This window comes from Flavobacterium sp. (assembly GCF_046293665.1).
Lineage (GTDB): Bacteria > Bacteroidota > Bacteroidia > Flavobacteriales > Flavobacteriaceae > Flavobacterium.
The window spans coordinates 1-26,982 of sequence record NZ_JBKBOL010000008.1 but is presented as its reverse complement, the minus strand read 5'-3'; the positions used below and the strand labels follow the sequence as shown (position 1 = coordinate 26,982).

25 protein-coding genes and 1 tRNA gene are annotated in these 26,982 nt (G+C 35.8%); 13 read left to right on the top strand and 13 right to left on the bottom strand.

Going from position 1 to position 26,982, the window contains the following annotated elements; genetic code table 11:
• Window positions 1–17: 17 nt before the first annotated feature.
• From ACK4R1_RS11500 to ACK4R1_RS11475, 6 genes are read left to right on the top strand one after another with little or no spacing between them, the layout of a single operon-like run.
• A complete protein-coding gene (locus ACK4R1_RS11500; protein ID WP_409686950.1) occupies window positions 18–317 on the top strand; it encodes a TIGR03643 family protein in 300 nt (99 codons plus the stop codon).
• On the top strand, window positions 314–964 hold the full coding sequence (locus ACK4R1_RS11495) for a flavin reductase family protein (RefSeq protein ID WP_409686947.1): 651 nt from the start codon (window positions 314–316) through the stop codon (window positions 962–964). The genes ACK4R1_RS11500 and ACK4R1_RS11495 overlap by 4 nt, the downstream gene beginning before the upstream one ends.
• Window positions 957–2,471 (top strand): deoxyribodipyrimidine photo-lyase/cryptochrome family protein, encoded by a 1,515-nt coding sequence (locus ACK4R1_RS11490; RefSeq protein ID WP_409686944.1) that lies wholly within the window; start codon window positions 957–959, stop codon window positions 2,469–2,471. The genes ACK4R1_RS11495 and ACK4R1_RS11490 overlap by 8 nt, the downstream gene beginning before the upstream one ends.
• On the top strand, window positions 2,437–2,574 hold the full coding sequence (locus ACK4R1_RS11485; RefSeq protein WP_409686941.1) for a DUF2256 domain-containing protein: 138 nt from the start codon (window positions 2,437–2,439) through the stop codon (window positions 2,572–2,574). The genes ACK4R1_RS11490 and ACK4R1_RS11485 overlap by 35 nt, the downstream gene beginning before the upstream one ends.
• Window positions 2,556–4,115, top strand: coding sequence for a cryptochrome/photolyase family protein (locus ACK4R1_RS11480; RefSeq protein WP_409686938.1), 1,560 nt, complete (start codon window positions 2,556–2,558; stop codon window positions 4,113–4,115). Before ACK4R1_RS11485 ends, ACK4R1_RS11480 begins: the two co-directional genes overlap by 19 nt.
• Entirely contained in the window at window positions 4,112–5,404 is a 1,293-nt protein-coding gene (locus ACK4R1_RS11475; RefSeq protein WP_409686935.1) for a DASH family cryptochrome, read from the top strand. The genes ACK4R1_RS11480 and ACK4R1_RS11475 overlap by 4 nt, the downstream gene beginning before the upstream one ends.
• A 273-nt stretch (window positions 5,405–5,677) precedes the next feature.
• Here ACK4R1_RS11475 and ACK4R1_RS11470 read toward each other — a convergent pair.
• From ACK4R1_RS11470 to ACK4R1_RS11450, 5 genes are all read right to left on the bottom strand, one after another.
• Window positions 5,678–5,759: transfer RNA gene (locus tag ACK4R1_RS11470), tRNA-Tyr, on the bottom strand.
• A gap of 150 nt (window positions 5,760–5,909) precedes the next feature.
• Complete coding sequence (locus ACK4R1_RS11465) at window positions 5,910–6,320, bottom strand: peroxiredoxin family protein (protein ID WP_409687301.1); 411 nt, start codon at window positions 6,318–6,320, stop codon at window positions 5,910–5,912.
• 11 nt (window positions 6,321–6,331) lie between these two features.
• On the bottom strand, window positions 6,332–7,081 hold the full coding sequence (locus tag ACK4R1_RS11460; RefSeq protein ID WP_409686932.1) for a DUF4369 domain-containing protein: 750 nt from the start codon (window positions 7,079–7,081) through the stop codon (window positions 6,332–6,334).
• Window positions 7,082–7,164: 83 nt separating this feature from the next.
• The gene (locus ACK4R1_RS11455) at window positions 7,165–8,577 is read right to left on the bottom strand and encodes an MBL fold metallo-hydrolase (RefSeq protein ID WP_409686929.1); all 1,413 of its coding nucleotides are present in this window, start codon (window positions 8,575–8,577) and stop codon (window positions 7,165–7,167) included.
• Between the two features lie 64 nt (window positions 8,578–8,641).
• Window positions 8,642–9,427, bottom strand: coding sequence for a sulfite exporter TauE/SafE family protein (locus ACK4R1_RS11450; RefSeq protein WP_409686926.1), 786 nt, complete (start codon window positions 9,425–9,427; stop codon window positions 8,642–8,644).
• 205 nt (window positions 9,428–9,632) lie between these two features.
• On the opposite strand from ACK4R1_RS11450, the gene ACK4R1_RS11445 reads away from it, so the two are divergent.
• The gene (locus ACK4R1_RS11445; RefSeq protein WP_409686923.1) at window positions 9,633–11,594 is read left to right on the top strand and encodes an endonuclease; all 1,962 of its coding nucleotides are present in this window, start codon (window positions 9,633–9,635) and stop codon (window positions 11,592–11,594) included.
• Window positions 11,595–11,643: 49 nt separating this feature from the next.
• Here the strand turns inward: ACK4R1_RS11445 and ACK4R1_RS11440 are convergent, their stop codons facing one another.
• Window positions 11,644–13,611, bottom strand: coding sequence for a PAS domain S-box protein (locus ACK4R1_RS11440; RefSeq protein WP_409686921.1), 1,968 nt, complete (start codon window positions 13,609–13,611; stop codon window positions 11,644–11,646).
• Window positions 13,612–13,708: 97 nt separating this feature from the next.
• The gene (mnmE, locus tag ACK4R1_RS11435) at window positions 13,709–15,118 is read right to left on the bottom strand and encodes a tRNA uridine-5-carboxymethylaminomethyl(34) synthesis GTPase MnmE (RefSeq protein WP_409686918.1); all 1,410 of its coding nucleotides are present in this window, start codon (window positions 15,116–15,118) and stop codon (window positions 13,709–13,711) included.
• Between the two features lie 178 nt (window positions 15,119–15,296).
• Between mnmE and ACK4R1_RS11430 the strand changes: the two genes are divergently transcribed.
• Entirely contained in the window at window positions 15,297–16,130 is an 834-nt protein-coding gene (locus tag ACK4R1_RS11430; protein WP_409686915.1) for a universal stress protein, read from the top strand.
• A gap of 55 nt (window positions 16,131–16,185) precedes the next feature.
• Here the strand turns inward: ACK4R1_RS11430 and dnaN are convergent, their stop codons facing one another.
• The 5 genes from dnaN to ACK4R1_RS11405 all read right to left on the bottom strand — a co-directional run bounded on the left by dnaN (window position 16,186) and on the right by ACK4R1_RS11405 (window position 21,093).
• Entirely contained in the window at window positions 16,186–17,304 is a 1,119-nt protein-coding gene (gene dnaN / locus ACK4R1_RS11425) for a DNA polymerase III subunit beta (RefSeq protein ID WP_121314402.1), read from the bottom strand.
• A gap of 165 nt (window positions 17,305–17,469) precedes the next feature.
• Window positions 17,470–19,152, bottom strand: coding sequence for a gliding motility-associated ABC transporter substrate-binding protein GldG (gene gldG / locus ACK4R1_RS11420; RefSeq protein WP_409686912.1), 1,683 nt, complete (start codon window positions 19,150–19,152; stop codon window positions 17,470–17,472).
• Window positions 19,152–19,877 (bottom strand): gliding motility-associated ABC transporter permease subunit GldF, encoded by a 726-nt coding sequence (gene gldF, locus ACK4R1_RS11415; protein ID WP_409686909.1) that lies wholly within the window; start codon window positions 19,875–19,877, stop codon window positions 19,152–19,154. Before gldF ends, gldG begins: the two co-directional genes overlap by 1 nt.
• A 64-nt stretch (window positions 19,878–19,941) precedes the next feature.
• A complete protein-coding gene (locus tag ACK4R1_RS11410; protein ID WP_409686906.1) occupies window positions 19,942–20,238 on the bottom strand; it encodes a putative quinol monooxygenase in 297 nt (98 codons plus the stop codon).
• 30 nt (window positions 20,239–20,268) lie between these two features.
• On the bottom strand, window positions 20,269–21,093 hold the full coding sequence (locus ACK4R1_RS11405; protein ID WP_409686903.1) for an S-adenosyl-l-methionine hydroxide adenosyltransferase family protein: 825 nt from the start codon (window positions 21,091–21,093) through the stop codon (window positions 20,269–20,271).
• A 123-nt stretch (window positions 21,094–21,216) separates the two neighbouring features.
• Between ACK4R1_RS11405 and ACK4R1_RS11400 the strand changes: the two genes are divergently transcribed.
• From ACK4R1_RS11400 to ACK4R1_RS11385, 4 genes are all read left to right on the top strand, one after another.
• The gene (locus tag ACK4R1_RS11400; protein ID WP_409686899.1) at window positions 21,217–22,170 is read left to right on the top strand and encodes a PhoH family protein; all 954 of its coding nucleotides are present in this window, start codon (window positions 21,217–21,219) and stop codon (window positions 22,168–22,170) included.
• 138 nt (window positions 22,171–22,308) lie between these two features.
• Complete coding sequence (locus ACK4R1_RS11395) at window positions 22,309–23,256, top strand: phosphoribosylaminoimidazolesuccinocarboxamide synthase (protein ID WP_409686896.1); 948 nt, start codon at window positions 22,309–22,311, stop codon at window positions 23,254–23,256.
• Between the two features lie 150 nt (window positions 23,257–23,406).
• Window positions 23,407–23,781, top strand: a complete 375-nt coding sequence (locus ACK4R1_RS11390; protein WP_409686894.1) for an ankyrin repeat domain-containing protein — start codon at window positions 23,407–23,409, stop codon at window positions 23,779–23,781.
• A gap of 192 nt (window positions 23,782–23,973) precedes the next feature.
• A complete protein-coding gene (locus ACK4R1_RS11385) occupies window positions 23,974–24,453 on the top strand; it encodes a hypothetical protein (RefSeq protein WP_409686893.1) in 480 nt (159 codons plus the stop codon).
• 69 nt (window positions 24,454–24,522) lie between these two features.
• Here the strand turns inward: ACK4R1_RS11385 and ACK4R1_RS11380 are convergent, their stop codons facing one another.
• Window positions 24,523–25,611 (bottom strand): M42 family metallopeptidase, encoded by a 1,089-nt coding sequence (locus tag ACK4R1_RS11380; RefSeq protein WP_409686891.1) that lies wholly within the window; start codon window positions 25,609–25,611, stop codon window positions 24,523–24,525.
• 80 nt (window positions 25,612–25,691) lie between these two features.
• On the opposite strand from ACK4R1_RS11380, the gene ACK4R1_RS11375 reads away from it, so the two are divergent.
• Window positions 25,692–26,363, top strand: coding sequence for a DUF4294 domain-containing protein (locus ACK4R1_RS11375; protein WP_409686889.1), 672 nt, complete (start codon window positions 25,692–25,694; stop codon window positions 26,361–26,363).
• Window positions 26,364–26,982 lie beyond the last annotated feature (619 nt).

Below are 26,982 nucleotides of genomic sequence, written 5' to 3'. Positions count from 1 at the left end.
TGTTAAACAATAATAATATGGTCTTCACCAAACAAGAAAAAAACAGTCTGTCTGAAATTGATATAGATCGCATTATCGAAATGGCTTGGGAAGATCGAACTCCTTTTGACGCTATAAAATTTCAATTTCACTTGTCAGAAGCGGAAGTAAAAGCTTTGATGAAGAAAGAATTAAAGTTCAGTAGCTACAAATTGTGGCGTGAACGCGTTGAAAATTGCAAGACAAAGCATTTAGCCAAACGTGTAGAAGGAATCGACCGTTTTAAATGCAACTTACAAAGAGCCATTTCAAATAACAAAATCTCCAAAAGAAGATGAAAAAGACTTTTTTGGATGTATCAGATATCAAACTTTTAGAGAAGCAAAAAAGGGTTCATCTTATCAATAGTCTTGGTGGATTTAAAAGTGTTGCATTGGTTGGAACCAAATCTGAATCAGGCCATTTGAATTTGGCCATTTTTAGTTCGGTTCTTCATATTGGCGCCAATCCACCGTTAATTGCCTTGATTTTCAGACCTAGTCCGCCGGAGCGTGATACTTTAAGAAACATACTAAACACCGGTTTTTATACTTTAAATCATATCAATGAAACTATCTATAAAAGCGCACACCAAACATCAGCAAGATATGATTCCAATGTGTCCGAATTTGAAGCGGTTGGTTTAACACCCGAATTTAAGAACGATTTTCAAGCACCGTTTGTAAAAGAAAGTGTTATTCAATTAGGTATAGCGTTTAGAGAAAAAGTTGATATAACCATCAACAATACCATCATGGTTATAGGCGAGATTGTACAAATTTCTGTTCCTGAAGATTGTTTGTCTCAAGACGGTTTTATAGATATTGAAAAAGCCAATACCATCACATGTTCCGGTTTAGACAGTTATCACAAAACGATTCGATTAGATCGTTTGAGTTACGCCAAACCTGATAAAGAAATAACATCAATCTTTTCAATTGAGTAAAGAGCAAATCAATATTGTATGGTTCAAAAGGGATTTGAGACTAACCGATCACGAACCCTTATTTATGGCGCAACAACAAAACTTGCCCATATTGTTACTGTATTGTTTTGAACCATCGGTAATGAATCATGATGATGCAGATGTCAGACATTGGCGGTTTATTTATGAATCGTTACAAGATTTGCAAAACAATCTGAATAAGGTTGACACCCAATTGTATATTTTTCACCAGGAAGCCAAATTTGTTTTCGAAAATTTATTTAATAATTACCAAATCAATACGGTCTTTTCTCATCAGGAAACGGGAAATCAGTTAACTTTTGATAGAGATATAGCCGTTCAAAAACTATTCAACCAAAAAGGAATCATTTGGCAAGAATTTCAAACCAATGGTGTAATTAGAAAATTAAATAGTCGCCAAAAATGGGATGAAAAATGGTACCAAACCATGACCGCTATTCCCAAAATATCCTACTTAAAAAAAGGTATTTTTTTGAATTTAGAAACTACCATTTATGATGTTTTAAAAGGTGAAAACTTACCAACAGCAATCACCACCAGAAACAAAAACTTTCAGCAAGGTGGCGAATATTGGGCATGGCGCTATTTAGACAGTTTTATAAAAGAACGGTATGTAAATTACAGCAAGCACATTTCCAAACCCAATTTGAGTAGAAAAGGCTGTAGCCGATTGTCTCCTTATTTGACCTATGGTAATATCAGTATGCGAATGGTGTACCAATATACAATGCAGCATTATGAGCAATCTGCCCATAAAAGAGCACTTTCTAATTTTATTTCCAGATTGCATTGGCATTGCCATTTTATTCAAAAATTTGAAACTGAATGCCGCATGGAATTTCAGAACATCAATCGCGCTTTTGATGTATTGGTAAAACCAAAAAATGAAACCTACATTAAAGCTTGGCAAGAAGGCAAAACCGGTGTGCCAATAGTGGATGCTTGTATGCGATGTTTGGTCGAGACCGGTTATATCAATTTCAGAATGCGAGCGATGGTAGTATCTTTCTTTGTATTTAATCTTTGGCAAGATTGGCGCGAGTTGCATTTTTTAGCCAAACAATTTTTAGACTATGAACCCGGAATTCACTATCCGCAACTACAAATGCAAGCCGGCGTGACCGGAATCAATACGGTTCGAATTTACAATCCGATTAAGAATTCGGAAGAACATGATACCGAAGGCGTTTTTATTAAAAAGTGGTTGCCTGAATTGGCCAATATTCCACCACATTTGATTCACGAACCTTGGAAATTGAGTTTGATAGACCAGCAATTATACGACTGTGAAATTGGCAAAGATTACCCGTTTCCCATAGTCGATATCGAAGCTACAAGAAAGTATGCGAGTGATGTCATTTGGAGTTTCAGAAAAAAAGAGGAAGTAAAAAAAGAGGGTAAGCGAATTTTGAAAAAACATGTAAATACTTCCAAATCAAATAAAAAATCCAATGCGACAAGTAAAAAAGCAAAACCTACCGAGTAAAATATGCCTCGTTTGCCATCGTCCTTTTTCATGGAGAAAGAAATGGGAAAAGGTTTGGGACGAAGTGAAATATTGTAGTGATCAATGCAGAAAGAAAAAGTAATTATGGCGAATAAAACCTTAAGATTAATTTTAGGAGATCAATTGAATAGCCGACATTCTTGGTTTGAAACGGTAAATGATGATATGACTTATGTCCTAATGGAAATTCGAACAGAGACCGATTATGCCGTTCATCATATTCAAAAAGTGGTTGGTTTTTTTGCATCGATGCGGAAGTTTGCCGAAGAGTTGCAATCCAAAAAGCATCAAGTTATTTATTTAAAATTAAACGATGAAAACAACGTACAATCTTTTGAAGCCAATTTAAAACATATTTTAAAGAGTGAAAATTGCACACAATTCGAATACCAATTACCGGATGAATATCGAGTAGATTTACTATTGAAAAACTTTGCTACCACACTTTCTATTCCGGTCAAAGTTTATGATAGCGAGCATTTTTTTGCCACACGAAATGAATTAGGTGATTTTTTTGAAAGTAAAAAGACATTTCTCATGGAAAGCTTTTATCGCGCTATGCGAAAGAAGCATCACATACTCATGGAAGGTAATAATCCCATCACCGGACAATGGAATTATGACGGAGATAACCGAAAAAAGTTGCCCAAAAATCATAAGCCAACAAGTCCGTTAGTCTTTAATACTGATGTTACTGATATCGTCGAAATGATTGCCAAAACCGATATAAAAACCATTGGAACTATTGATAAAAAGAATTTTATTTGGCCGATAAACAGAACACAATCACTTGAATTATTGGAGTTTTTTGTGTCGGAATGTTTGCCTTTGTTTGGTTCTTATCAAGATTCGATGTCACCGAATGAATGGTCTTTGTATCATTCCAGATTGTCCTTTTCAATGAATGCCAAAATGATTTCGCCTTTGGAAGTAATAGAGCGCGCTATTACCGAATGGCAAAACAATCCGGAAGTTATTGATTACAATCAACTAGAAGGATTTGTTCGTCAAATTATCGGCTGGCGCGAATACATGCGAGGGATTTATTGGCTAAAAATGCCTGAATACGCTTCAATGAATTTCTTCAATCACCAAGAAAAATTACCCGATTGGTTTTGGACCGGAAAAACCAAAATGAATTGTTTGAAAGACGCTATCGGTCAATCTTTAAATTATGCTTACGCTCATCATATTCAACGGTTGATGATTACCGGGAATTTTGCGCTTTTGGCCGGAATCCATCCCGATGAAGTTGACGCTTGGTATCTCGGAATTTATATTGACGCTTTAGAATGGGTTGAAATCACCAACACTCGCGGCATGAGTCAATTTGCCGATGGCGGTATTGTGGGTACTAAACCTTATGTGAGTTCGGCTACTTATATCGATAAAATGAGTCATTATTGTGGCAGTTGTTTTTATAATAAAGCGAAGAAGGTAGGAGACAAGGCTTGTCCGTTCAACAGTTTGTACTGGAATTTTTATGACAAGCACGAAGATAAACTAGCGAAGAATCCAAGAATCGGGATGATGTATAATGTATGGCGAAAAATGAAACAAGAGGATAAAGTTGCCTTACTGGAACAAGCGGATTATTATTTGAAAAATAGTAACGAATTATGAAAACAGCGATAGTTTGGTTTAAAACCGATTTACGATTGATTGATAATGAAACTTTAGTGAAAGCCATTTCGCAAAATGATACTATCATTCCGGTATATTGTTTTGACGAATCCCATTTTAAAATGACTTCTTATGGATTCAAAAAAACGGGCAATTTCAGAGCTCAATTTTTATTAGAATCGTTAATCGATTTGGATAAAAGTTTAAGAGCATTAGGTTCGGGATTAATAATTCTAAACGGAAAACCCGAAGTTGAAATTCCCAAAATCGCCAAACAATTCAAAGCGCATAGAGTGTATGCTAAGCGCGAAGTAGCTTTTGAAGAAAGACAAACCGAAGCATTAGTCCAAGCTGAACTCTGGAAATTGTCCTGTGAATTGTTAACCTTTAGCACTAGTACTTTATACCATGCGGAAGATTTGCCTTTTTCCATCAAAGACATTCCTGATGTGTTCACTAATTTCAGAAAAAAAACAGAGAAAGATGCAGTTATCAGAGATGCTTTTAATCAACCCACAAGTATCAATTCTCCTGAAATTCCAATGTTAGATTTACCAACACTATCAGATTTAGGTTTAGAGAGTGTAAGCATAGACGAGAGAGCCACTATTCGATTCAAAGGTGGTGAATCAGAAGCTGTAAAAAGACTTAATCATTATTTCTTCGAAACCAAATCGATTTCAAACTACAAAGAAACTCGCAATGGCATGGTTGGAGCTAATTATTCCTCTAAATTTTCAGCATGGTTGGCTTTGGGTTGTGTTTCTCCGAGGTTCATTCATTTGGAATTGAAGAGATATGAATCCCAATTCGGGGCCAACGAATCGACTTATTGGCTAGTATTTGAATTATTGTGGCGCGATTATTTCAGGTTTATGATGAAAAAGCATCAGAATAAAATATTCCTAAAATCCGGTATTCAAAATAAAGATTTGTCGATAAATAAATTCGATAAAAAAGCGCTTGAAAACTGGATTAACGCTCAAACCGGTGTTGATTTTGTTGACGCCAACATGATAGAATTGCAATTAACCGGATTTATGAGCAATCGAGGTCGTCAAAACGTAGCGAGTTACTTTTGCAATGATTTAAAACTCGATTGGCGTTATGGTGCCAGTTATTTTGAACAACAGCTTATCGATTATGATGTTTGCAGCAACTGGGGCAATTGGGCTTATTTAGCCGGCGTAGGGAATGATCCAAGAGGCAATCGTTATTTTAATATTGAAAAGCAAGCATCAGATTATGATAAAAATAAAATCTTTAGAGATTTGTGGTTAAAACGATAATAGCAATTTATATTTTATTATAAAGTTACCTACAAAAGAGAGCTTTTAACGCAGTCATAAAATAAAAAACCGAAACTTAATGTTTCGGTTTTTCTTGTGGGGAGAGCAGGAGTTTGCCTTACAACATCCTATTTTGATTAAATGGGGACAAGAAAAACTAAAACACGGCTAAGTCGCCGTGTTAGTTTTTTTATTTTATAACTACTTACAAAAGCAAGCTTTTGACATAGCCACAAAATAAAAAAACCGAAACTTATGTTTCGGTTTTTCTTGTGGGGAGAGCAGGATTCGAACCTGCGAAGATGTAATCAGCGGATTTACAGTCCGCCCTCGTTGGCCGCTTGAGTATCTCCCCATGGCCTTTAGCGATTGCAAATATAAAAACACTTTTGAGCTTCACAAATAAAATCGGAACTTAATTGTGTAACTTTTTTTAAGCTATTGGTTTTAAAAGCAATAAAAAAATCTCCCGAAGGAGATTTTTGTGTGTAAATATCAAAAAGGCTTATTTGGCTCCCAAAAGTATTTGGATTTTGGCTTTCATTTCTTCATGTGGCAAATCAATTCCAACAATTCTTCCCGAGGAATCTAATAAAAAAGTAGTCGGAATTAACTCAATTCCGTATTGCAACGCAATAGGATCTTCCATTTCTTTTAAATTTGAAACCTGTGTCCAAGTCAACTTGTCTTTAACAATAGCATTTTTCCACTTCTCGGACTCTTTGTCTAGCGATACACTGATGATATTGAAACCTTTGGTGTGAAACTCGTTATACAAAGCGACCAACTTCGGGTTAGCTGTTCTACAAGGCGGACACCATGAAGCCCAAAAATCAATTAAGGTTACTTTGCCTAAACTTTCTTTTAAAGAAACCATCTTTCCTTCAGGAGTTGGTGCCTTAAAATTGGGTGCAATTTGATTAAGGCTTACGGCTGACTTGTCGCTGGCTTTTTTTTTAAGGCATCAACGTTTTCTTTGATGCTTTTTCCCGGTTTAGTTTTTTTCAACGATTCATCCAATGAATTGTATATATCTTCAATTTCTTTTGGAGTAAATTTTGGATTGTTCATCATCACTTGTAAAATCAGTACACTAATAAATGATTTCGGATGTGTTTTTGGATACTCAAAAGTGTAGTCTTCCATGTTTTTTTGAGCCTCTTTTTGAAGAGGTTCATATTCAGCTCTCAATTTGTTGGCAATTGCTGTATCTCTGGTCTTTTGAACTTCCTCTATAAGGGCTTTGTTTTTAGTTTCAAACGCTTTCATTTTACTTTGCATTTTCTTTTGAAGCTTGTTTGATTCTTCATTGAATTTAGTAAATTCTTCGTTGCTGTAAGTTCCGGTTATTTTTGATTTGAATAGCGTGTCTTTGTCAACTTCTATATTAATTTTACCACCTTCTAATACCAAAGGAATTTTACCATCTACTTTATCAATTTGAATGTAATGTATTTCCGGTTCTGTAGTTTTTCCTTTGATTTCAAACTTTCCGTCTTCAATTTTTACAGTGTCAATAGCCATGGCTCCCATTCCCATTGGACTTTGTTTCTCAAGGTATATTAAGCCCGTTTTCATGCCTTTTATATTTCCTGTGATGATGTATTCACCTTCTGCCAAGTTATTACAAGCGAATGAAACAAGGGCTACGGCTACTAAAAGAATTATTTTTTTCATTTTTTTGGTTTAAATTTTTAACGACTGCAAATGTATTTAAATTGCAATAGGATAGGGTGAAATTTTTGTTTTTTTTCTCTAAATTATTTTTTGGTGGACGGACAGACAAATTGTGTACAGTTCACCTTGGTTTGCTTAATACCATTCATTCCTTTCTCTACATTTATCAGGTTGTGAATACCTCTTGATTTTAAGATAGAAGCCATAATAACAGAACGATATCCGCCGGCACAGTGCAAAAAGAAGTCATCTCCTTTTGGAACGGTTTGGAAGTTTTCATTAACAGTATCTAAAGGAATATTAATAGCATTTTCTACATGTTCAGCTTCAAACTCACCAGGTTTTCGGGCATCAACTACTATGCTATTTGAGGTTAATTGCTCTGAAAACTCTTCAGGAGAAATTGATTTAATACTATCCGTTTCAAATCCGGTATTTACCCAAGCTTCTATACCGCCGTTCAAATACCCTAAAACATGGTCAAAACCAACACGTGATAATCGAGTGATGGTTTCTTTTTCTCTTCCTTGCGGAATAACCAATAATAGTTTTTGATTGACATCTCTTAATAAAGAACCAACCCAAGGGGCAAAATTACCTTGAATTCCGATAAAAATCGAATTGGGGATATGAGCTTTTACAAAATCATTTTCATGGCGAACATCCAAAACTACAACATCACCTTGATTGGCAAGGGTTTCAAATTCCTTAGGAGAAAGTCCGATGTTACTTTTCTCAATCACATTGTCTAAACTTTCATACCCTTTGATATTCATCATCACATTTTGAGGAAAATAAGCAGGCGGAAGCCCTAAACCATCCAATAATTCTTTGGTGAATTCTTCTTTGGTCATGTCAGCTCTTAAAGCATAATTGGTTCGCTTTTGGTTGCCCAATGTATCGGTAGTTTCTTTACTCATGTTTTTACCGCAAGCACTTCCGGCACCGTGACTTGGATATACAATCAAATCATCGCTCAAAGGCATAATTTTGTTACGCAACGAATCAAACAGATGAGAAGCCAATTTTTCCTGAGTCAATTCTTCTGTCAAGGCTTGTGCCAAATCAGGTCGGCCAACATCACCAATAAATAAAGTATCTCCGGTAATAATCCCGTGTTGTTTTCCATTTTCATCGGTCAAAAGATAACAAGTGCTTTCTAAAGTATGACCCGGAGTGTGAAGGGCTTTGATGGTATAATTTCCAACCTTAAACTCCTGATTGTCTTCGGCGATTATCGCTTCAAATTCAGGTGTAGCGGTTGGACCATATACAATTTGACCACCACTTTTTTGCGCCAAATCTAAGTGGCCCGACACAAAATCAGCGTGAAAATGCGTTTCAAAAATGTATTTTATTTTGGCATTGTCTTTAGTTGCTTTATCTAAGTAAGGTTGTACTTCGCGCAGCGGATCAAAAATGGCGGCTTCACCATTGCTTTCAAGATAATAGGCTGCTTGAGCAATGCATCCGGTATATATTTGTTCGATTTTCATGGTTGAAAAGATTTATGCAAATTTAGAGATTAGATGAGTAGGAACAATTTGAATTTAGAATACTTTATGAAAATATCTCCTTGTAAATGATGAATACAGCCATTGCCAAAACAAAGAAACCAAAAAGCTTCTTGAGCCTTTTTTCATTGATGTATTTTTGAATAAACAGACCGATAAAAATGCCAAAGACAGATATTGAGGTAAATGCCAATAGAAACTTCCAATCTATAATTGTAGTTTGAACATCGCCAAGAAAACCTATTAACGAATTGATAGTGATGATTAAAAGTGAGGTTCCAATGGCTTTTCGAATTGGTAATTTAGCCAATTTCATTAAGGCCGGAATAATTAAAAATCCACCACCCGCGCCAATCAATCCAATTAATAATCCCACCAAAAATAATTGAAAAATCAACCAATATTTGTTTTGAGGTTCCACTTTTACAATCACTTTGCTTTCTTTTAGCATTGATATGGCAGCCATCAACATGACTACAGCAAAAATCAACATTAAAAAAGTGCCTTTAGTTAATTGTAAGGAACCAAGATAGAATAAAGGATCAGGAATGTTTGGAACAACAAATTTTCGAGACAAATAAACTCCTAGGACTGAAGGCAAAGCAAATTGAAGGGCTGTTTTCACATCGATTGCTCCTTTTTTAAAATTCTGGAGGCTTCCAAAAGCGGATGTTGTTCCAACAATGAAAAGGGAATAAGCACTGGCTATCACAAAATTCAGATTCAGTAAGTAAACCAATATCGGTACAGTTAAAATAGAACCACCACCACCGGTAATTCCTAAAACGATGCCAATGAAAAAAGCACCAAAGTATCCTAAAATTTCGAGCATTGTTTTAAATGATAATGACTGTAAAAATAGTTTATTTATGTTAAAAAAATGTTACTATTTCTATGTAGTAAAATTCTATCGTTCATTTAAATAGTTTAAAGTTTTTTCTTTAAAAACTAATTTAGTGTTAGTTAAAATATCATAAATAAATTGAATTATAGTTTTAATAGTTTGCTTATCAATAAATTTGATAAAATTTCAATTAATGCTCAAAAAATTATTTTTCTGTCTGTTGATGGCGTCCACATCAATAGTACAATCTCAAGTGCTTATAAACGAATTCGATTCTGACACACCAAGTACCGATGACAAAGAGTTTATCGAATTAAAATCGGAAACCCCTAATTTTTCGCTTAACGGCTATATTTTGGTTTTCTTCAATGGTACCGGTTCATTGGCCGACAAGAGTTATTTTTCAATCAGTCTTAATGGTTTAACTACCGATGTTAATGGATTGATTTTAATTGGTAATAATCTTGTTTCTCCGGTTCCGGAACGAATTTTCAGCAATAGTTCAATACAAAATGGTCCTGATGGTGTTGGCTTGTATTTAGGAACCACAGCAGATTTTCCTGTCGGTACAACTGCAACAACAACCAATTTGATTGATGCACTGGTGCATTCTAATGCAGCTGCACAAGCCACTTCCTTATTAACTTTATTGAATGTGCCTATTCAAATCAACGAAAACGCAAATAGTCAAGGTACAACACAATCCATTCAACGTAAAACTGACGGAACTTGGGAAGTCAAAGCTCCAACACCGGGAGCCAATAACGATGGAAGTGGTTTTATTTATAATGGAATAACCATAACAGCCAATACAGCACACAAAAATGAAGGCGATAGTTTTCCGATTACTTTTACAACGCAAACTAATGTAACAAGTGATTTATCGTTTTCTTTTACACTCAATAACGGAACTTTCAATGAAGCCGATTTTACAGGAAATACCTCTGTTTTTATACCGGCCGGTTCCAATACTTTTACCACTACAATAACCTTAGTTGATGATCTTTTAGATGAAGGTGATGAAGTTCTCAGAATAAGATTAGGAACTTTGCCTTTTGGTTACAATCGCAGAAACGATAATGTTGAAATCAGGGTTATCGATAATGATTTTACCACATTACCCTTTGGTACTCCTTTGAATCCAACTTTTGGAAATGTAACCAGTACAGCACCTGTGGGTTACTATGCATCTATAGAAGGCTTGTCAGGAGCAGCTTTGAAGCAAGGATTACAGGATATAATTGCCAACCCGGCTACAGTTCGCGCCCACAATTATGGTGATATTACCGATATTTTAAAAGTAGCGGATCAAAATCCACTTAATAGCAATCAGGTTTGGTTAATGTATGTTGAAACACCCAGAGCCAAATTAGATTTTCAAACTACTTCCAGCAGTGTTGGTTCTTGGAACAGAGAGCATATTTATCCGCAATCTCGTGGCGGATTTGCCAACGCAACTTCTGATACACCTGACGGAATTAATGTTTGGTTACCTACAAGTGCCGATGATATAATAGCCGGTCATGCTGATGCTCATCATTTGCGTGCAGAAGATGGACCGGAAAATTCTTCAAGAGGCAATAGAGATTATGGTTTAACCGGCTACAACGGACCAAATGGAACGCAAGGTTCTTGGAAAGGTGATGTTGCAAGATCGGTATTTTACATGGCAGTTCGCTACAACGCTCTAAGTGTTGTTAATGGTGATATTCCGGATACTACTGTAGGTCAATTAGGCGATTTAGGATCTTTATTGGTATGGAATCATTCTGATCCTAGTGACGATTTTGAAATGAACAGAAACAACTATATCTATACTTGGCAAATGAATAGAAATCCATTCATTGATTATCCTAATTTAGCCGATTATATTTGGGGTAGCCAAGTTGGACAGCAATGGTTTTCTTCGCTTTCTAACAATGAAAATCAGTTGGTTAATTTTGTTATTTATCCCAATCCAAGCAGAGATAGTTTCACAGTTTCCGGAGTAAATACCGAAGCCACATTAGAAATATTCAACAATCTAGGGATGAGAGTTTTTGAACAAAAGTTTGTTGGTGAAACTACCATAATTCCCAATGTAGCAGCCGGAGTTTATATGGCTAAAATAACTGCTAATGGAAATTCTAATGTCAAAAAAATAGTAATTCAATAGTTATTTGAAAACAAGCCTAAAAAAAGCCAATCAAATTCGATTGGCTTTTTTATTTGAAGTAAATCTTGAATGTAGTACCTTTATTAACAATACTTTCAGTTTCAATTTTGCCTCCCATAGCATCGATTTGATTTTTTGTAATAAACAAACCTATTCCTTTGGCATCAGGATTATTGTTAAACGTTTTGTACATGCCAAATAAATTGTCACCATATCTTTTTAAGTCAATTCCGATACCGTTATCCGCAATGATCAGTGCTTTTTCAGTTTCATTATAGGAAATTGACACTATGGGTTTTCTATCCGGATGACTGTATCGAATAGCATTCGACATAAAGTTGTATATAATGCTTTCCAAATAAGCAGCATTGTAATCAATCTCAACATAATCGGGAACCAAGTTCTTAACAATCGCTCCTTTATCTATAATTTGCCGGTTCAAAAGGGTTTTGCTTTTTTCTATATAGTGACTGAGATTCAAACGTTCAATCGTTAAATTGATGTTGGTTCTGATATTAACTACTTCATTCAAATTTCTTAAAGTTTCATCTAGTGATTTGGAAACTTGTTTGAGTAAATCAACCATTTCATCTTGTTCTTCTTTGGTTTTAACGCCGTCTAAGAGACTCGAAATTAGTTCAATATTACTCGTATGAGATCTGAGATTGTGTGACACAATGAAGGAAAAATTCAAAAGTCTTTTATTTTGTTCAGAAACAAGTTCAAAGGATTGTTTTAATTCCTCTTCGGCTCTTTTTTTATCGGTAATGTCTTCAACAATAGCGATGTGGTTTTCTATAACATCTCCTATTTTTCCTAAAGTGGCAACAATCAGATTCACCCAAACCACGCGTCCCGATTTGTGAAGGTATCTTTTTTCCAACCAAAACTCAGAAATCAACCCTTTTTTGAGTTTATCCATGTTATTCAAATCCTTTTCTAAATCATCAGGATGGGTTATACTTTGGAAGTTGGTTGCCAAAAGTTCTTCTTCAGTATAACCTACAATTCTGGCATATTCTTTATTTATGGTGATAAAATGACCTGAATTGGTGTCTAATTTGGCAATACCAACAGGTGCTTGTGTGAAAATAGCTTTAAATTCGGCTTCGCGTTTTACAATTTTTCTGGTTTGTTTTTCAATTAAAAGTTGCAGCTTAGCTGGTTTTTTCAATATTGAGGTTATCCATAATGCCGAAATTATACAAAGTAACAATCCTAATATCGTTGAGGTATATAGCTGGTAAAAAATATTATTATTGTATCTGCTGATTAAATAGAGTTTCCAATCACCATCGGGTATGGTAACCGTTTGATAGTATTTTTTTTCTAAATTGTATTTGTAGGGAAGAAAGAATTCTTCTTTTTGAGTAGTCGGATTTTTTTTAGAGAATTGAAAGTAATATTTGGAATCATCAATCGTTTGGATTCCTGTTTCTCTTAGTAAAGTTTCTATTTTGATAATTACAGCAGAAAATCCCCAAAATTGATTGTCTTTAAAAATGGGTAATCTCCCAACAACTGCTATACCGCCTTGCTTTAGTTCCAGAGGACCGGCAAAAAACATTAATTTTGACCGCATTGATTTTTCTGCTTCTTCCTTAATCCCGGGCGTATTTAAAATGTCGTAATTGAGTGCCGCTTTGTTTTCTTCAAATGGATATACATATTTAATTACGCCTCCCGGAACCAATTGAACCGCATCAACAGAAGCATTATTGTTAACCAATTGAGAGGCAATTTCTTCAAAGTTTTCCGGTTCACCATCATCGTTAATGGTCATCGCTAAGGTTAGGGTAGAAGTGTAGCTATTTTTGAGGACTTGCTCAAAATTTTGTCGTACTACATTAATAATATTTGACATTTCTCTTCGCTCATTCTCTTGCACTACTTTGTAACGAAGTTTCACAACAAAACTCAATAATCCGATCAAAATCAAAAAGATTAAAAAGCCTGTCCGATTTGGTCTTGTCAAAAACCAAAGCGATATTTTCCTCAAATTTTCTTTGAAATTCATAGAGAATCTAATTTTTGAAAGAGCGAATAGTAGTGTATAAATATAGTAAATTTACCTAAATAAGCAGAGCATATTGAATGTTTTAATAATCCTGAGTTTACTTTCCGATACAGAAATTAGCAAAAATATTTCCAAGAAGCTCATCATTAGTGACTTCACCGGTAATTTCACCAAAGTAATATAACGCTTGCTTAATGTCAATCGCCATCAAATCTGATGATAAGTTAGTATCCATACCAAAACGCACTTTTTGAATCTCTTCCAACGCTTTTAACAACGAATCATAATGACGTGTATTGGTCACAATCGTTTCGTTATTGCGCAAAGCACCGGTGTTGACAAATGACATTAACTGTTTTTTTAAGTCTTCTATACCTTCTTGGTTTTTGGCGGAAATGTAAACGGTTGTCGGTTGGCCATTATCTGTTGTTAGTTGCTGATAAATGGTCGAAAGCATTTCAGGAGCAATCAAATCTTTTTTGTTGATGATGATTATAATTGGTTTTAATGGAAACTGATTTCGAATCTTTTCGATTTCAATTTTTACGCCGGTCAAACTTTCAACCGACAACCGAGAACCGTCAACCAAAAACAGAACGACCTGCGCTTGCTCAATTTTTTCAAAAGTTTTTTTTATCCCAATACTTTCTACTACATCTTTCGTCTCGCGAATTCCTGCCGTATCGATAAATCGGAAACCAATACCTTCAATGACCAATTCGTCTTCAATAGTATCGCGTGTAGTTCCGGCAATGTCGGAAACAATAGCGCGTTCTTCGTTTAATAAAGCATTCAGTAAAGTCGATTTTCCTACATTGGGTTCACCCACAATGGCTACAGGAATTCCGTTTTTGATCACGTTTCCAACGGCAAAGGAATCGATTAGTCTTTTTAAAACAAATTCAATTCGGTTTAATAAGTCTTTAAATTGGGTTCGATTGGCAAATTCTACATCTTCTTCCGCAAAGTCTAATTCAAGTTCGATTAAGGAAGCAAAATTCAACAGTTCTTCCCGCAGTTTCACAATTTCGTTACTAAAGCCACCACGCATTTGTTGCATCGCAATTTGGTGACTGGCTTCGTTATCCGAAGAAATCAAATCGGCCACGGCTTCTGCCTGAGATAAATCGAGTTTGCCGTTTAAAAAAGCACGCAAGGTAAATTCACCCGCTTGTGCCATTTTACAACCTTTTCGCAGTAATAATTGTATGATTTGTTGTTGGATGTAAGTAGAACCATGACAGGAAATTTCTATGACATCTTCACCAGTATAGGAATGTGGGTTCTTAAAAATAGAAAGCAATACTTGATCGTATACTTTTCCTTCATCAACAATGTGTCCGAGATGAATGGTATGGGTTTTTTGCTTACTGATGGCTTTCCCTGAAACCGATTGAAATACTTGTTCGGCAATGGTGATAGCGTCTTTACCCGAAATTCGGATTACGGCAATTGCACCGGCACCCGAAGGCGAGGCTAAAGCCACTATAGTTTCCTGTGAAATCATCTTTAAAGTTTTTACTTCGTACTGTTTGACCTTTCGGTCTCGAGTGCGCAAAGTTAAGAAAAGTATAGCAGTATATTTTTATTAATGAGTTTAGGTTAAATATTTCACAATCTGACAATTATCATTTTATTTCAAATTTTATAATCGTAAATTTGAGAGAACATCAAAATGAAACACCATGAAAAAGATATTGATTCCCTTAGATTTTTCAGAGACTTCAGACAATGCGTTTGTTTATGCTTTGGAAATGGCAAAGCTGCTCAAAGCCGAATTGGTTTTGTTGCACACCTTTGAGTTGCCTGTGGTTGATACTCAAGCGATGTCATTTAATTATGCAACCATTTACAATACCATTGAATTGGCTAATTTCGAGCATTTTAAAGAGAAGTTACCACAACTGAGAAGCATGGCTTCAGAGAGAAAATTAGACCATATACCTATGAATCACATCCTAATGGACGGTGATTTACTGAATAATATCAAGAAAGTAGTGGTCGAAGAAAATATTGATTTAGTAGTGATGGGAACCAATGGAGCCGAAGGTTGGTTTGATACTTTGTTAGGAACCAATACCGGTGCTGTACTCACCAATGTTGAAGTTCCTGTGCTAAGTGTTCCTGCTGACGCCCAATATAAAAAAATTGAAACCATCGCATTCACTACACGGTTTAGACCAAAAGATATTGAGGCCTTGCACAAAGTTTTGTTTTATGCTAAAAAGTTTCAGGCGCAAGTTAAATGTCTTTATGTCAAAACTATTGATTCTGATGTGAATAGTGAGACTATTAACCGCTGGAAATCACACTTTGAAGACGAGGAGAATCTCCAGTTTTTTATCATACCTGATGAAGACGTGCAAAGAACCATTGAAGACTTTTTAGACAATCAAAATGCAGACATGTTGGCAATGCTGACTTACAAAAGAAACTTCTTTGTCGAACTTTTTACCACAACCACCACCCAGAAATTGTCTTATTATTTGAAAACACCGATTTTGGCTTTACACGAATAAAAAAAACCGCCCTGATTTTAAATCGAGACGGTTTTGGTATAATTGGTTAGTTAATTTAGTTGTTTAACATTACCGGCATAACTAGCATAGTAACGGTTTCACCTTCATCCAATCCATCAATTGGCGTTAAGATTCCGGCGCGGTTTGGCATTGACATTTCCAACATAATTTCGTCTGATTGAAGATTGGTCAACATTTCAGATAAAAATCGTGAGTTGAAACCAATTTGCATATCGTCACCTTGGTAATCACAAGTCAAACGCTCTTCCGCTTTGTTAGAGTAATCTATATCTTCGGCAGAAATATTCAATTCGGCACCGGCGATTTTCAAACGAATTTGGTGCGTAGTTTTGTTAGAGAAAATCGCAACACGACGAACAGAATTCAATAAAAGTACTCGGTTAATCATTAATTTATTCGGATTTTCTTTTGGAATTACCGCTTCGTAGTTTGGATATTTCCCATCGATTAATCGACAAGTCAATACATAACTGTCGAAAGAGAAAGTCGCGTTCGAGTCATTATATTCGATAGTCACATCAGATTCAGAGGTTCCTAAAATACTTTTCAAAATGTTCAAAGGTTTCTTTGGCATAATGAAATCAGCTACTTGAGAGGCTTTCACATCAGTACGAGCGTATTTCACTAATTTGTGTGCATCAGTAGCCACGAAAATCAAACCTTCCGGAGAAAACTGGAAAAACACACCGCTCATTACCGGACGTAAATCATCGTTTCCGGCAGCAAAAATCGTTTTGCTTATCGCGGTAGCCAAAACTTCAGAAGGCACAACGGTAGAAGAAGGATTGTCTAAACTCACTGATTTTGGAAACTCTTCACCCGGAGCATAAGCAATCGCGTATTTTCCTGAGTTGGAACTGATTTCAATCGTGCTGTTTTCTTCTACGGTGAAAGTCAACGGTTGCTCCGGAAATGTTTTTAGGATGTCTAATAACAATTTCGCCGGAACTGCCACGCTGCCTTTGCTGGTAGAATCAATTTCTAAAGTAGCCGACATAGTCGTTTCTAAATCAGAAGCGGAAACAGTTAGGGTTTTATGGTCTAATTCGAATAGGAAGTTATCTAAGATTGGCAAGGTATTGCTACTGTTGATAACGCTACCTAAAACTTGTAGTTGTTTTAATAAGTAGGAACTCGATACAATGAATTTCATCCGTAGTTTTTATTTGTTTTTTAATGGAAGATGGAACGCGAACGTTTCATCTGAATTTTTTATTTGTTTCTTTCGGAAGATGGAATGCTAAGCATTTCATCGGATTGTTTTATTTTTTACAAATATATCTTAAACTAACAGATTTTAAAAAGTTTTTTATTAACATTACTTACTGTATTTTCGCTTGCGCAAAAGGGTAAAGGCTACGCCAAATAACAATAAGATAACGATTGGAACTGCTACAGTTACGACTTGCGAATAGGTATAGTTGTCAATCACTTTTTGTTTGTCAAAAATCGGCAAATCAACTTCTTTACTGCGAATGTTAATAAGTCCGTTGTCGTCTAACAAATAATTGACGCAATTCATCATAAACTCTTTATTCGCATACAAATTATTAGTCCATTTATCATAACCCAATTCAAGTGGCACTCCGTTTTTATCCAATTGATTTTTGATGATATCTCCATCGGAAACTACTATCATTTTATTGGCTTTGCCTGAGTTTTTAAAATCAGTATCTTTAAAAGGCAAAACGCGATTTTCATACATCGAATGAAATTGGCCTTCTAACAAAACCGCTACGGGATAATTCCCTTTTCCTGCAAATTCTTTAGGCTCAGGTCGAAGGGAAACCACTTCTAAACTTACTTGTGCCGGCGTTCCAACCAATCTTGAAACTTTAGATGATTCCAATAAAACAGTTTTCTTGATATCATTCCCTAAAAGTTCAATCGGACTGGCAAAGTCAAACTTGATACCGTCCAAATTACTCACAATCGGATTGTTTGATGTTGGATAAATCAAAGGTGAATAAAACCAAGGATATTGAGTGTATTGCGTGGCGCTTCCTTGTTCGCCGGTAGCCAAAGCAATAGGTGTATTTTGCAAATCAAAAATCAAATCGGGACGAATTCTGATACCATATTTAAAGAACATATCGTTCAATCCCAAATCTCTCGGGAAAGCCAAGTTGGAACCGGTTTCGTTGTACAAACTGTCCATTTCCATATTGACTTGGTCCACCAACCACAGTGTTTTTCCGCCGTTGATGATGAATTGATCTAAGACTTGCTTTTCCTCATCGGTGAAAGCTTCTGTTGGTTTGGCAATTACAGCGAGATCATATTTTTTTAAGTATTTTAAGGTTTCATTCGGACTTTTAGCAACAGAATCCAAAGTAAATGGTCCGATATAATAATTATCTCTTACTGATTTGATAAAATCGGCAATGTATCGGTCTTCGATTTCTCCATTTCCGTTTAAGATAACGACTTTCTTCTGTTTGGCTTTGGCTACCGTATTGATGGCATTGGCGAAAGCATATTCCAAATGTTGCACCGAACTCACTACTTTTTCTGCCGTTGAAGCGCCCATCATGTTTTTCAACAACGGTACTTTTACAGAACGCTCACCACAAGTGGCTACAGCCCAAGGGAAAACAACTTCTTGCGTTTGTTGCCCTTTGTTATTTACAGTTACATTTACCGGAATTAAACCGCGCTCCAAAAACGATTGAATCGTGGCGTCTCGTTGTTCCTCGTCTTCTAATGGGTTTACGAATTGAAAAATGATATTAGGGTTTTCAGCTTTGAATTCTTCTAATAACTGTTGGGTTTCCGTTTGCAACTTTTTGAATTCACCGGGAAAATTTCCTTCCAAAAAAACATCGATGTAAAGTGGCTCTTGGACTTCATTAACAATAGTCAAAGAGGTTTCAGAAAGTGTATATCGCTTGTCGGCCGTCAAGTCAAATCGTTTGAAAGCAAAATGACCGGCAAAGTTTAAAACTACTACAAATAGTAGGGTGATTGCTATCTTTTTCAAGTTGTTATTTTGAGCACTCATTACGATTTAAGAGATTTTAATTTATACACGGTGAATGATAAAAACAAAAAGGCTACGCTCACAAAATACAAGATGTCACGAGTGTCTAAAACACCTCGAGACATACTTTTGAAATGATAATCCATTCCGATTTTGGAAATGATATCCTCAAAACCGGAGACATAATTCGAAACGCCTTCGAAACCGTAATAAAACAAGAAACACAAAAACACCGAAACCAAAAAAGCTACGATTTGATTCTCAGATAGGGTAGAAGTGAAAATGCCGATAGCGGTGTATGACGCCACTAAAAATAACAATCCGAAATAAGAACCCATCGTACTGCCCATATCGATATTGCCTTCCGGAGAACCTAAACTAGAAATCACGTAAACGTAAACTAGGGTTGGAATTAAGGCGATTACAATCAGCAAAAATGAGCCTAAAAACTTGCCGTTTACAATTTGCCAAATCGACAAAGGTTTGGTCAGTAAAAGTTCAATCGTACCTTGTTTTTTCTCATCCGAAAAACTACGCATGGTAACGGCCGGAATGAGGAAAATCAAAATCCATGGCGCTAAAGTGAAAAACGGACTCAAATCGGCAAAGCCACTTTGTAAAATGTTGTATTCCCCGTCGAAAACCCAAAGGAACAAGCCGTTGAGCAAAAGGAAAATGGCAATCACCAAATACCCGATGGGTGAACCAAAAAAGGATTTTATTTCTCTTAATGCGATTGATTTCATATTTAATTGTTGTCTGTTGTCTGTTGTCTGTTGTCGTTTTTTTCCGAGAACCGAGAACGGACAACTATGTTAAACTTACTAACTTATCCACACTCCAGGCTTCCGGTTTATCGTTGAATAGCTTTTTGGTAAATGTCCAAACGTCATCAAATAAAGCCGATTTTCTGTAATTTTCCAAATCTTCTTCTGTTTCCCAATAACTATAGGTAAAGAAAATACACGGGTTATTTTTGTCTTGATACAGTTCCAAAAAGCGATTGCCTTCAGAGGCACGAATCTTCTCTTTAATGCTCTCAAAATTTTCCAGAAACATTGGAATGTTTTCTTCGTGAAAGCTCATTTTTACTATTCTAACAAACATAATCTTTTCTCTTATTTCTTGCTTCTTTTTTTAATTCTTAAAATCTATGGTCACCAAATCCCTGTAAGTCAATCCCAATAACGAATTTGCCGAGCCAACCGTGTCCGGATTACTTCTAAAAATGGCAATCTCTAAAAAGCCGGCTTCGTTGAATATCGCTAACTTTTCGCCTTCATAATCCTTCCAAGAATATTTCTCCGAAACAACGATATCAGAGAATTTAGGTAAAATGGTTTTGATGCTTTGGCCTTTGAACTTAATTTCATAAGGCCGGCTTTTACCCATCTCTAAAAACAATTTCTTCGAGATATTAGTTACAGCATTTCCTAAATGATCAATGTAAATTACATAGCCTTTGATTTGGTTGTCTTGAACAACGGCTTGTAATTCGGTTACTTCTTTAATGGCTGAAATTTCTTTGCCAATCACATTCAGCAATCCGCCTTTTGCCAAATGACAGGCTACTTTAACAAAAACATCTAAATCTGTAGCATCACTCGGCAATCTGTCGTGTATGTTAATAGTAACCAATTTTTGCGGTACAATTTTTTGAATCAACATACTCAGGATGCCATTATCGGCACAAACAAAATATTGGTCGTTCCATTGCATGGCAATGTGTTGGTTTTCAGTATTTAATTCGATATCAACACCAATCAAGTGCACTGTGCCTTTTGGAAAACTACCATAAGCCGCACCAATAATATAAGCTGCTTCCGCTATATTAAAGGCATCAATATGATGTGAAATATCAATAATGCTGGCCTCGGGAAATTCTGATAACAATTTACCTTTTAAAGCGCCGACAAAGTGGTCTTTTAATCCGTAATCGGTCGTTAAGGTAATTATTGACATAGATTGTTTATAACTTGGTGGAAATTGGGTTCAAAAATAGTAAAAGCTATTCTTTTATTTGATTAAATTTGGATACAAAGCTAATAATATATAGCGAATTATTTTAATTTAATACTACTGCTTTTGAACGAACGTATCATTGAATTACACGACATCGCACCCAAAGAATTTTGGGGCGCTCAAGATGCTCATCTTGAAACCATTAAAAGGTATTATCCTAAACTCAAAATTGTCGCCCGTGGTACAACCCTGAAGGCCTTTGGCGAAAAAGAAGAACTCGATGAGTTTGAAAATCGCTTCAACCGCTTGATGTTGCATTTTACTCGTTACAACAATATTGACGACAATGTAATTGATCGAGTCATACAAAGTAATTCTCAGGAAGAACAACGCATGCCCGATAGCGATAAAATTTTAGTTCATGGATTGGGCGGCAAGCTTATCAAAGCAATGACACCCAACCAACAAAAGTTAGTAGAATATGTTGCCAAAAACGACATGGTATTCGCTGTTGGTCCTGCCGGAACAGGTAAAACGTACACCGGCGTGGCTTTGGCTGTAAAAGCGTTAAAAGAAAAGCAAGTAAAAAGAATTATCCTAACACGTCCGGCAGTAGAAGCAGGAGAAAACCTCGGTTTCTTACCCGGTGACATGAAGGAAAAACTCGATCCATACATGCAACCATTATATGATGCACTTCGCGATATGATTCCGCCACAAACTTTAGAAGACTATTTGCTAAAAGGAATCATCCAAATTGCACCTTTGGCTTTCATGCGCGGTCGAACGTTAGACAATGCTTTCGTCATTTTGGATGAAGCCCAAAATACAACCCATTCGCAAATGAAAATGTTTTTAACCCGTATGGGGAAAAACGCCAAGTTCATCATCACCGGAGATCCGGGACAAGTAGATTTGCCTCGTCGAACGATATCCGGTCTAAAAGAAGCAATTCTCGTTTTAAAAGATGTTGAAGGTATCGGAATCATTTACCTAGACGATAAAGATATCGTTCGTCACCGATTGGTGAAAAAAGTAATTGATGCCTATAAGAGTATTGAGAACAATGATTACTAGATAATAATTTGTCATTCTGACGAAGGAAGAATCACAACCCTATCACCTAAACTTGATAGGGTTTCTTTTTTTATTTTAATAGTTGCCTGAAAAAGTAATCTCAAATTCCTATTTTTGCACGCACAACAACACAACAACATGAATACGATAACAACTACCAATTTCCAATTTCCGGGACAAAAATCCGTTTATCGCGGTAAAGTGCGAGAGGTTTATAACATCAACAATGCACTTTTAGTCATGATTGCTACCGATAGACTTTCTGCTTTTGATGTCGTTATGCCTAGAGGAATTCCATACAAAGGACAAATCCTAAACCAAATTGCGACCAAGTTCATGCATTTAACTTCGGATATTGTACCCAATTGGTTAATTGCAACGCCGGATCCAAATGTAGCAGTCGGACATCTTTGCGAACCTTTCAAAGTAGAAATGGTCATTCGTGGCTATCTTTCCGGTCATGCAGCTCGTGAATATGCAACCGGAAGAAGAACTATTTGCGGCGTAACCATGCCGGAAGGATTAAAAGAGAACGATAAATTTCCAACACCTATAATAACACCAACAACCAAAGCCGATAACGGTTCGCATGACGAAGATATTTCGCGTGAAGCTATTTTAGAAAAAGGAATCGTTTCAGAAGCAGATTATTTGGTATTAGAAAAATACACTAGAGCTTTATACCAACGCGGAACGGAAATAGCAGCAAGTCGCGGATTGATTTTGGTAGATACCAAATATGAGTTCGGAAAAACCAAAGATGGCATTATCGTCTTAATCGATGAAATCCACACTCCGGATTCTTCACGTTATTTCTATGCCGACGGTTATCAAGAAAGACAAGATAACAATCAAGAGCAAAAACAATTGTCAAAAGAGTTTGTTCGCCGTTGGTTAATAGAGAATGGTTTCCAAGGCAAAGATGGCCAACAAATTCCAAACATGACTGATGAATACATTGAAACCGTTTCAGAACGCTACATCGAATTATACGAAAACATATTAGGAGAAAAATTCGTTAAAGCCGATATTTCAAACATAAACGAACGTATCCAACAACATGTTCTTAATTTTTTGAAATTGTAAAGCAACAGTAAACATAAGATTACCAACCACGTTTAGACGTGGTTTTTTTATGCCTAATGTTAAAGTTTTGTTATAGTTAACTATTTGATGCAACGAAAATTAGGGTAATGGCGTCATATAGGCAATCATTAACTTTTTAAATCATTCATCATGAAGAAAACAATCATTTTCGCAGGCTTAGCTCTTGTAGCTTTTACTAATGTTGCTTTGGCAACAAACATTTCAACAACTTCTCATCCAACCGAAGTAACCATCTATGACGTAACACCTCTTTGCAATGCAATCGTTAAAGGTGATTTGGCTACCGTTAAAAAATTTATTGAATACGGTTCTGATGTGAACGAATCAAAGAACGGAACTACACCTTTAATGTTAGCGGCACGTTACAATAAAGTAGAAATCATAAAACTATTATTGGAAAATGGAGCCAAATTAGACACTAAAGATGAAAGAGGTTATACTGCCTTAAAGTATGCTGAATTCTCAAAAGCGAATGAAGCAATTGCTTTATTAAAACAAGCTTAGTCATTTAAAACAAAGCGCCATTGATTGTCAAAATGGCGCTTTTCTCTTTAAATCAGACAGTTAGGATGTTTTAAAAGTTAAAATTATGTTAAATTTAAGTACTATGTAATACAAGATACCTTTTTTTAGCCATATATTTGCATAGGATATTAATAACAATAATAAAAAAATCATCATCAAAAATCAATCATTATGAAATCAACAATCATTTTTTTAGGACTAGCTGTAATAGGTTTTAACAATATTAGTACAGCAAACGAATTAAGTACGCAAGATTTAGTTCAACAGGATTTAGCTACAGTAAGTATAGACAACGAGCAACAAAACCAATTGGTTTTCGCAAACAAAGAAGTTTCAAAAATTACTTTTGAAAACACCGGCGAAGAAACTACAATTTTTAATCCGAGTTCTGTAATCAAATCTACCTACACTAAAACATTAAACGAAGTAATTGCTGAAAACAAATTGGTTACCGATACTTGTGAAGACAGTTACCAACCAATTGCTCTAGAAATGTCTGCTGAAGACATTCTAGCCGAAAGAAACCAAATAGTAGAAAGCACTGTTGATACTGAGTATTATCCTTTAGATTTTGAAAAAATCAACCGTTCATTAAAAAACAATAAACCAAGTATCAACAATATGGCTGTTCCGGCAGATTTAAAATTATAAGTTTTAGGTTAATTTTTACAGCAATGTAAAAGCAAAAAGCATCCCGCAAAGGATGCTTTTTTGTTGCTATTATTTAAAGTATGAAAACGAATCATTGTTCTCTATCTTCAACAAACTTTCATAAATCAGTTTGATTACATTTTCAACATCTTCCCGATGCACCATTTCCACAGTAGTATGCATATAACGCAATGGCAACGAAATCAATGCCGATGGAACACCGCCATTGCTGTAAGCAAAAGCATCAGTATCCGTCCCAGTTACTCTTGATGTTGCATGTCGCTGAAAAGGAATCTTTTTATCTTGAGCAGTATTCACAATTAAATCTCTTAAAGTATTGTGCACTGCAGGCGCATAAGCAATAACCGGTCCTTTACCCATTTCCAAATCGCCTTCAATTTTTTTATCAATCATTGGCGTACTAGTATCATGGCAAACATCTGTTACTATAGCCACATTGGGATTAATCGTTTTGGTAATCATTTCGGCACCACGTAAACCAACTTCCTCCTGAACAGAATTGGTAATATACAATCCAAAAGGCAACTTCTTTTTGTTTTCCTTCAATAAGCGAGCCACTTCAGCAATCATAAAACCGCCCATTCTGTTGTCAATCGCACGACAAACAAATTTATTGCCGTTCAAAATCATAAACTCATCCGGATAAGTAATCACACAACCCACATGCACGCCCAAATCTTCCACTTCCTTTTTTGTAGAACAACCGCAATCAATAAAGATATTGTGCAAAGTAGCCGATTCTTCCTTACCGCGATTTCTAGTGTGAATCGCAGGCCAACCAAAAACACCTTTTACTATTCCTTTACTAGTATGAATGTTTACTCTTTTAGAAGGCGCAATCTGATGATCCGAGCCCCCATTTCTAATAACATAGATAAGTCCGTTGTCTGTAATATAGTTAACATACCAAGAAATCTCATCCGAATGACCTTCAATAACTACTTTATAAGGAGCATCAGGATTAATAATCCCAACTGCCGAACCATAAGTATCAGTGATAAAAGTATCCACATAAGGTTTCAAATAATCCATCCAAAGCTTCTGTCCACTCGATTCATAACCGGTCGGAGAAGCATTATTTAAATAATTTTCTAAAAACGCAAGCGATGATTTGGTAAGTATAGATTTTGTTGCCATAATTTTTTTTTGCTAAAATATAAATTTGGCATCACAGTTGTTAAGGATATTCTATATTTTTACCCTAATAATTATTATTTATGAAGAAGTTACTTTTATTCGTTTTTGTACTGTTGATGGCTTCACCCGTAAGTGCCCAAATTTCAACAGATTCTATCAAAAAAAAAGAAACAGTAACCGATGAAAACGACACCATCGTCAAAGATCCTATCCTATTAGAAGAAGTCGTAGTCTACAAAAATAAATTAACGGCCGTCGAAAAAAAGGAATTCCTGTTACTTCAAAACAGAGTCTACAAAGTGTATCCATTCGCCAAAGCTGCCGCAGAACGCCTAACCGTTTTGAATAAGAATATGGATAAACTCAAAACCAACAAAGAGAAAAAGAAATACTTCAAAATTGTAGAAGACTATATGGAGAATGAATTCACCGGACAATTAAAGAAGTTATCCAGAAAACAAGGACAAATATTAGTCAAACTAATTCATCGACAAACCGGCTACACCACTTTCGAGCTCATTAAAGATTATAAAAGCGGCTGGAAGGCTTTCTGGTCAAACAACACAGCCAAACTTTTCGACATCAATCTCAAAACTAAATACCAACCTTACGAGGTCAATGAAGACTTCTTAATCGAATCCATTCTCGATAGAGCTTTTACCAGAGGCAGACTTATGCCTCAAAAGCCCGCAACCCCAATTGATATTGACGAGCTAACCGAGTATTGGGAAAAGAAAGCATTAAAAAAATAGTTTTTAAAGCGAATGGTCGGGTCTTTGTCAGTAATCCATTTTCCCGCTTTCCGCAGTATCTTTTTTGTCACATCGAGTGCAGTCGAGGTACTTCGCTATAAAAAAGGATACTTGCTACAATCGGGGCTAAGTAAAATTTGTATTGAATACTTGAAAGCAAAAAAACTTTCACTTGCAAAAACCGTAGAACCAACTAGTTGCGAAAAACTTCCAAAAAAGACTTGCAAAACACTTGCGAATACCAAAAAGAGTGTTACTTTTGCACCCGCAATTAAGCCGAAAGGCGTATCACTGAACTCCTATAACAAATAAGAATAAAGTGAAGTATTAGAGCAGAGTTCTTTACTTTTTTGGATTAAGATTTTACAAAATCAAAAGAAAATTTGTGTAGCTAAATAAAACCTTTTATCTTAGCAACCCTGATTTTCTGAAAATCAAGCCTTAAGAAAATTGATTAAAAAATATTTTCAAAAATGCTTGCCAGAATAAAAAAGTTGCTTACTTTTGCACCCGCTTTGAGAATGAAAGCGGTAATTAGAAAAGAAGAATACGTTCATAGACATATTGAATTGACAGCCGTTCCGATAGAGATATCGGGACAAATAAAAGAGAGTAAGAG

What these genes read in the sequence shown, in the direction of transcription:
- ACK4R1_RS11390 (WP_409686894.1), top strand. Translation starts at nt 23,407, where the DNA reads ATGAAGAAAACAATCATTTTCGCAGGCTTAGCTCTTGTAGCTTTTACT.
- ACK4R1_RS11500 (WP_409686950.1), top strand. Translation starts at nt 18, where the DNA reads ATGGTCTTCACCAAACAAGAAAAAAACAGTCTGTCTGAAATTGATATA.
- ACK4R1_RS11385 (WP_409686893.1), top strand. Translation starts at nt 23,974, where the DNA reads ATGAAATCAACAATCATTTTTTTAGGACTAGCTGTAATAGGTTTTAAC.
- ACK4R1_RS11475 (WP_409686935.1), top strand. Translation starts at nt 4,112, where the DNA reads ATGAAAACAGCGATAGTTTGGTTTAAAACCGATTTACGATTGATTGAT.
- gldF (WP_409686909.1), bottom strand. Translation starts at nt 19,877, where the DNA reads ATGAAATCAATCGCATTAAGAGAAATAAAATCCTTTTTTGGTTCACCC.
- dnaN (WP_121314402.1), bottom strand. Translation starts at nt 17,304, where the DNA reads ATGAAATTCATTGTATCGAGTTCCTACTTATTAAAACAACTACAAGTT.
- ACK4R1_RS11410 (WP_409686906.1), bottom strand. Translation starts at nt 20,238, where the DNA reads ATGTTTGTTAGAATAGTAAAAATGAGCTTTCACGAAGAAAACATTCCA.
- ACK4R1_RS11495 (WP_409686947.1), top strand. Translation starts at nt 314, where the DNA reads ATGAAAAAGACTTTTTTGGATGTATCAGATATCAAACTTTTAGAGAAG.
- mnmE (WP_409686918.1), bottom strand. Translation starts at nt 15,118, where the DNA reads ATGATTTCACAGGAAACTATAGTGGCTTTAGCCTCGCCTTCGGGTGCC.
- ACK4R1_RS11380 (WP_409686891.1), bottom strand. Translation starts at nt 25,611, where the DNA reads ATGGCAACAAAATCTATACTTACCAAATCATCGCTTGCGTTTTTAGAA.
- gldG (WP_409686912.1), bottom strand. Translation starts at nt 19,152, where the DNA reads ATGAGTGCTCAAAATAACAACTTGAAAAAGATAGCAATCACCCTACTA.
- ACK4R1_RS11455 (WP_409686929.1), bottom strand. Translation starts at nt 8,577, where the DNA reads ATGAAAATCGAACAAATATATACCGGATGCATTGCTCAAGCAGCCTAT.
- ACK4R1_RS11395 (WP_409686896.1), top strand. Translation starts at nt 22,309, where the DNA reads ATGAATACGATAACAACTACCAATTTCCAATTTCCGGGACAAAAATCC.
- ACK4R1_RS11485 (WP_409686941.1), top strand. Translation starts at nt 2,437, where the DNA reads ATGCGACAAGTAAAAAAGCAAAACCTACCGAGTAAAATATGCCTCGTT.
- ACK4R1_RS11405 (WP_409686903.1), bottom strand. Translation starts at nt 21,093, where the DNA reads ATGTCAATAATTACCTTAACGACCGATTACGGATTAAAAGACCACTTT.
- ACK4R1_RS11480 (WP_409686938.1), top strand. Translation starts at nt 2,556, where the DNA reads ATGCAGAAAGAAAAAGTAATTATGGCGAATAAAACCTTAAGATTAATT.
- ACK4R1_RS11460 (WP_409686932.1), bottom strand. Translation starts at nt 7,081, where the DNA reads ATGAAAAAAATAATTCTTTTAGTAGCCGTAGCCCTTGTTTCATTCGCT.
- ACK4R1_RS11375 (WP_409686889.1), top strand. Translation starts at nt 25,692, where the DNA reads ATGAAGAAGTTACTTTTATTCGTTTTTGTACTGTTGATGGCTTCACCC.
- ACK4R1_RS11430 (WP_409686915.1), top strand. Translation starts at nt 15,297, where the DNA reads ATGAAAAAGATATTGATTCCCTTAGATTTTTCAGAGACTTCAGACAAT.
- ACK4R1_RS11445 (WP_409686923.1), top strand. Translation starts at nt 9,633, where the DNA reads ATGCTCAAAAAATTATTTTTCTGTCTGTTGATGGCGTCCACATCAATA.
- ACK4R1_RS11450 (WP_409686926.1), bottom strand. Translation starts at nt 9,427, where the DNA reads ATGCTCGAAATTTTAGGATACTTTGGTGCTTTTTTCATTGGCATCGTT.
- ACK4R1_RS11440 (WP_409686921.1), bottom strand. Translation starts at nt 13,611, where the DNA reads ATGAATTTCAAAGAAAATTTGAGGAAAATATCGCTTTGGTTTTTGACA.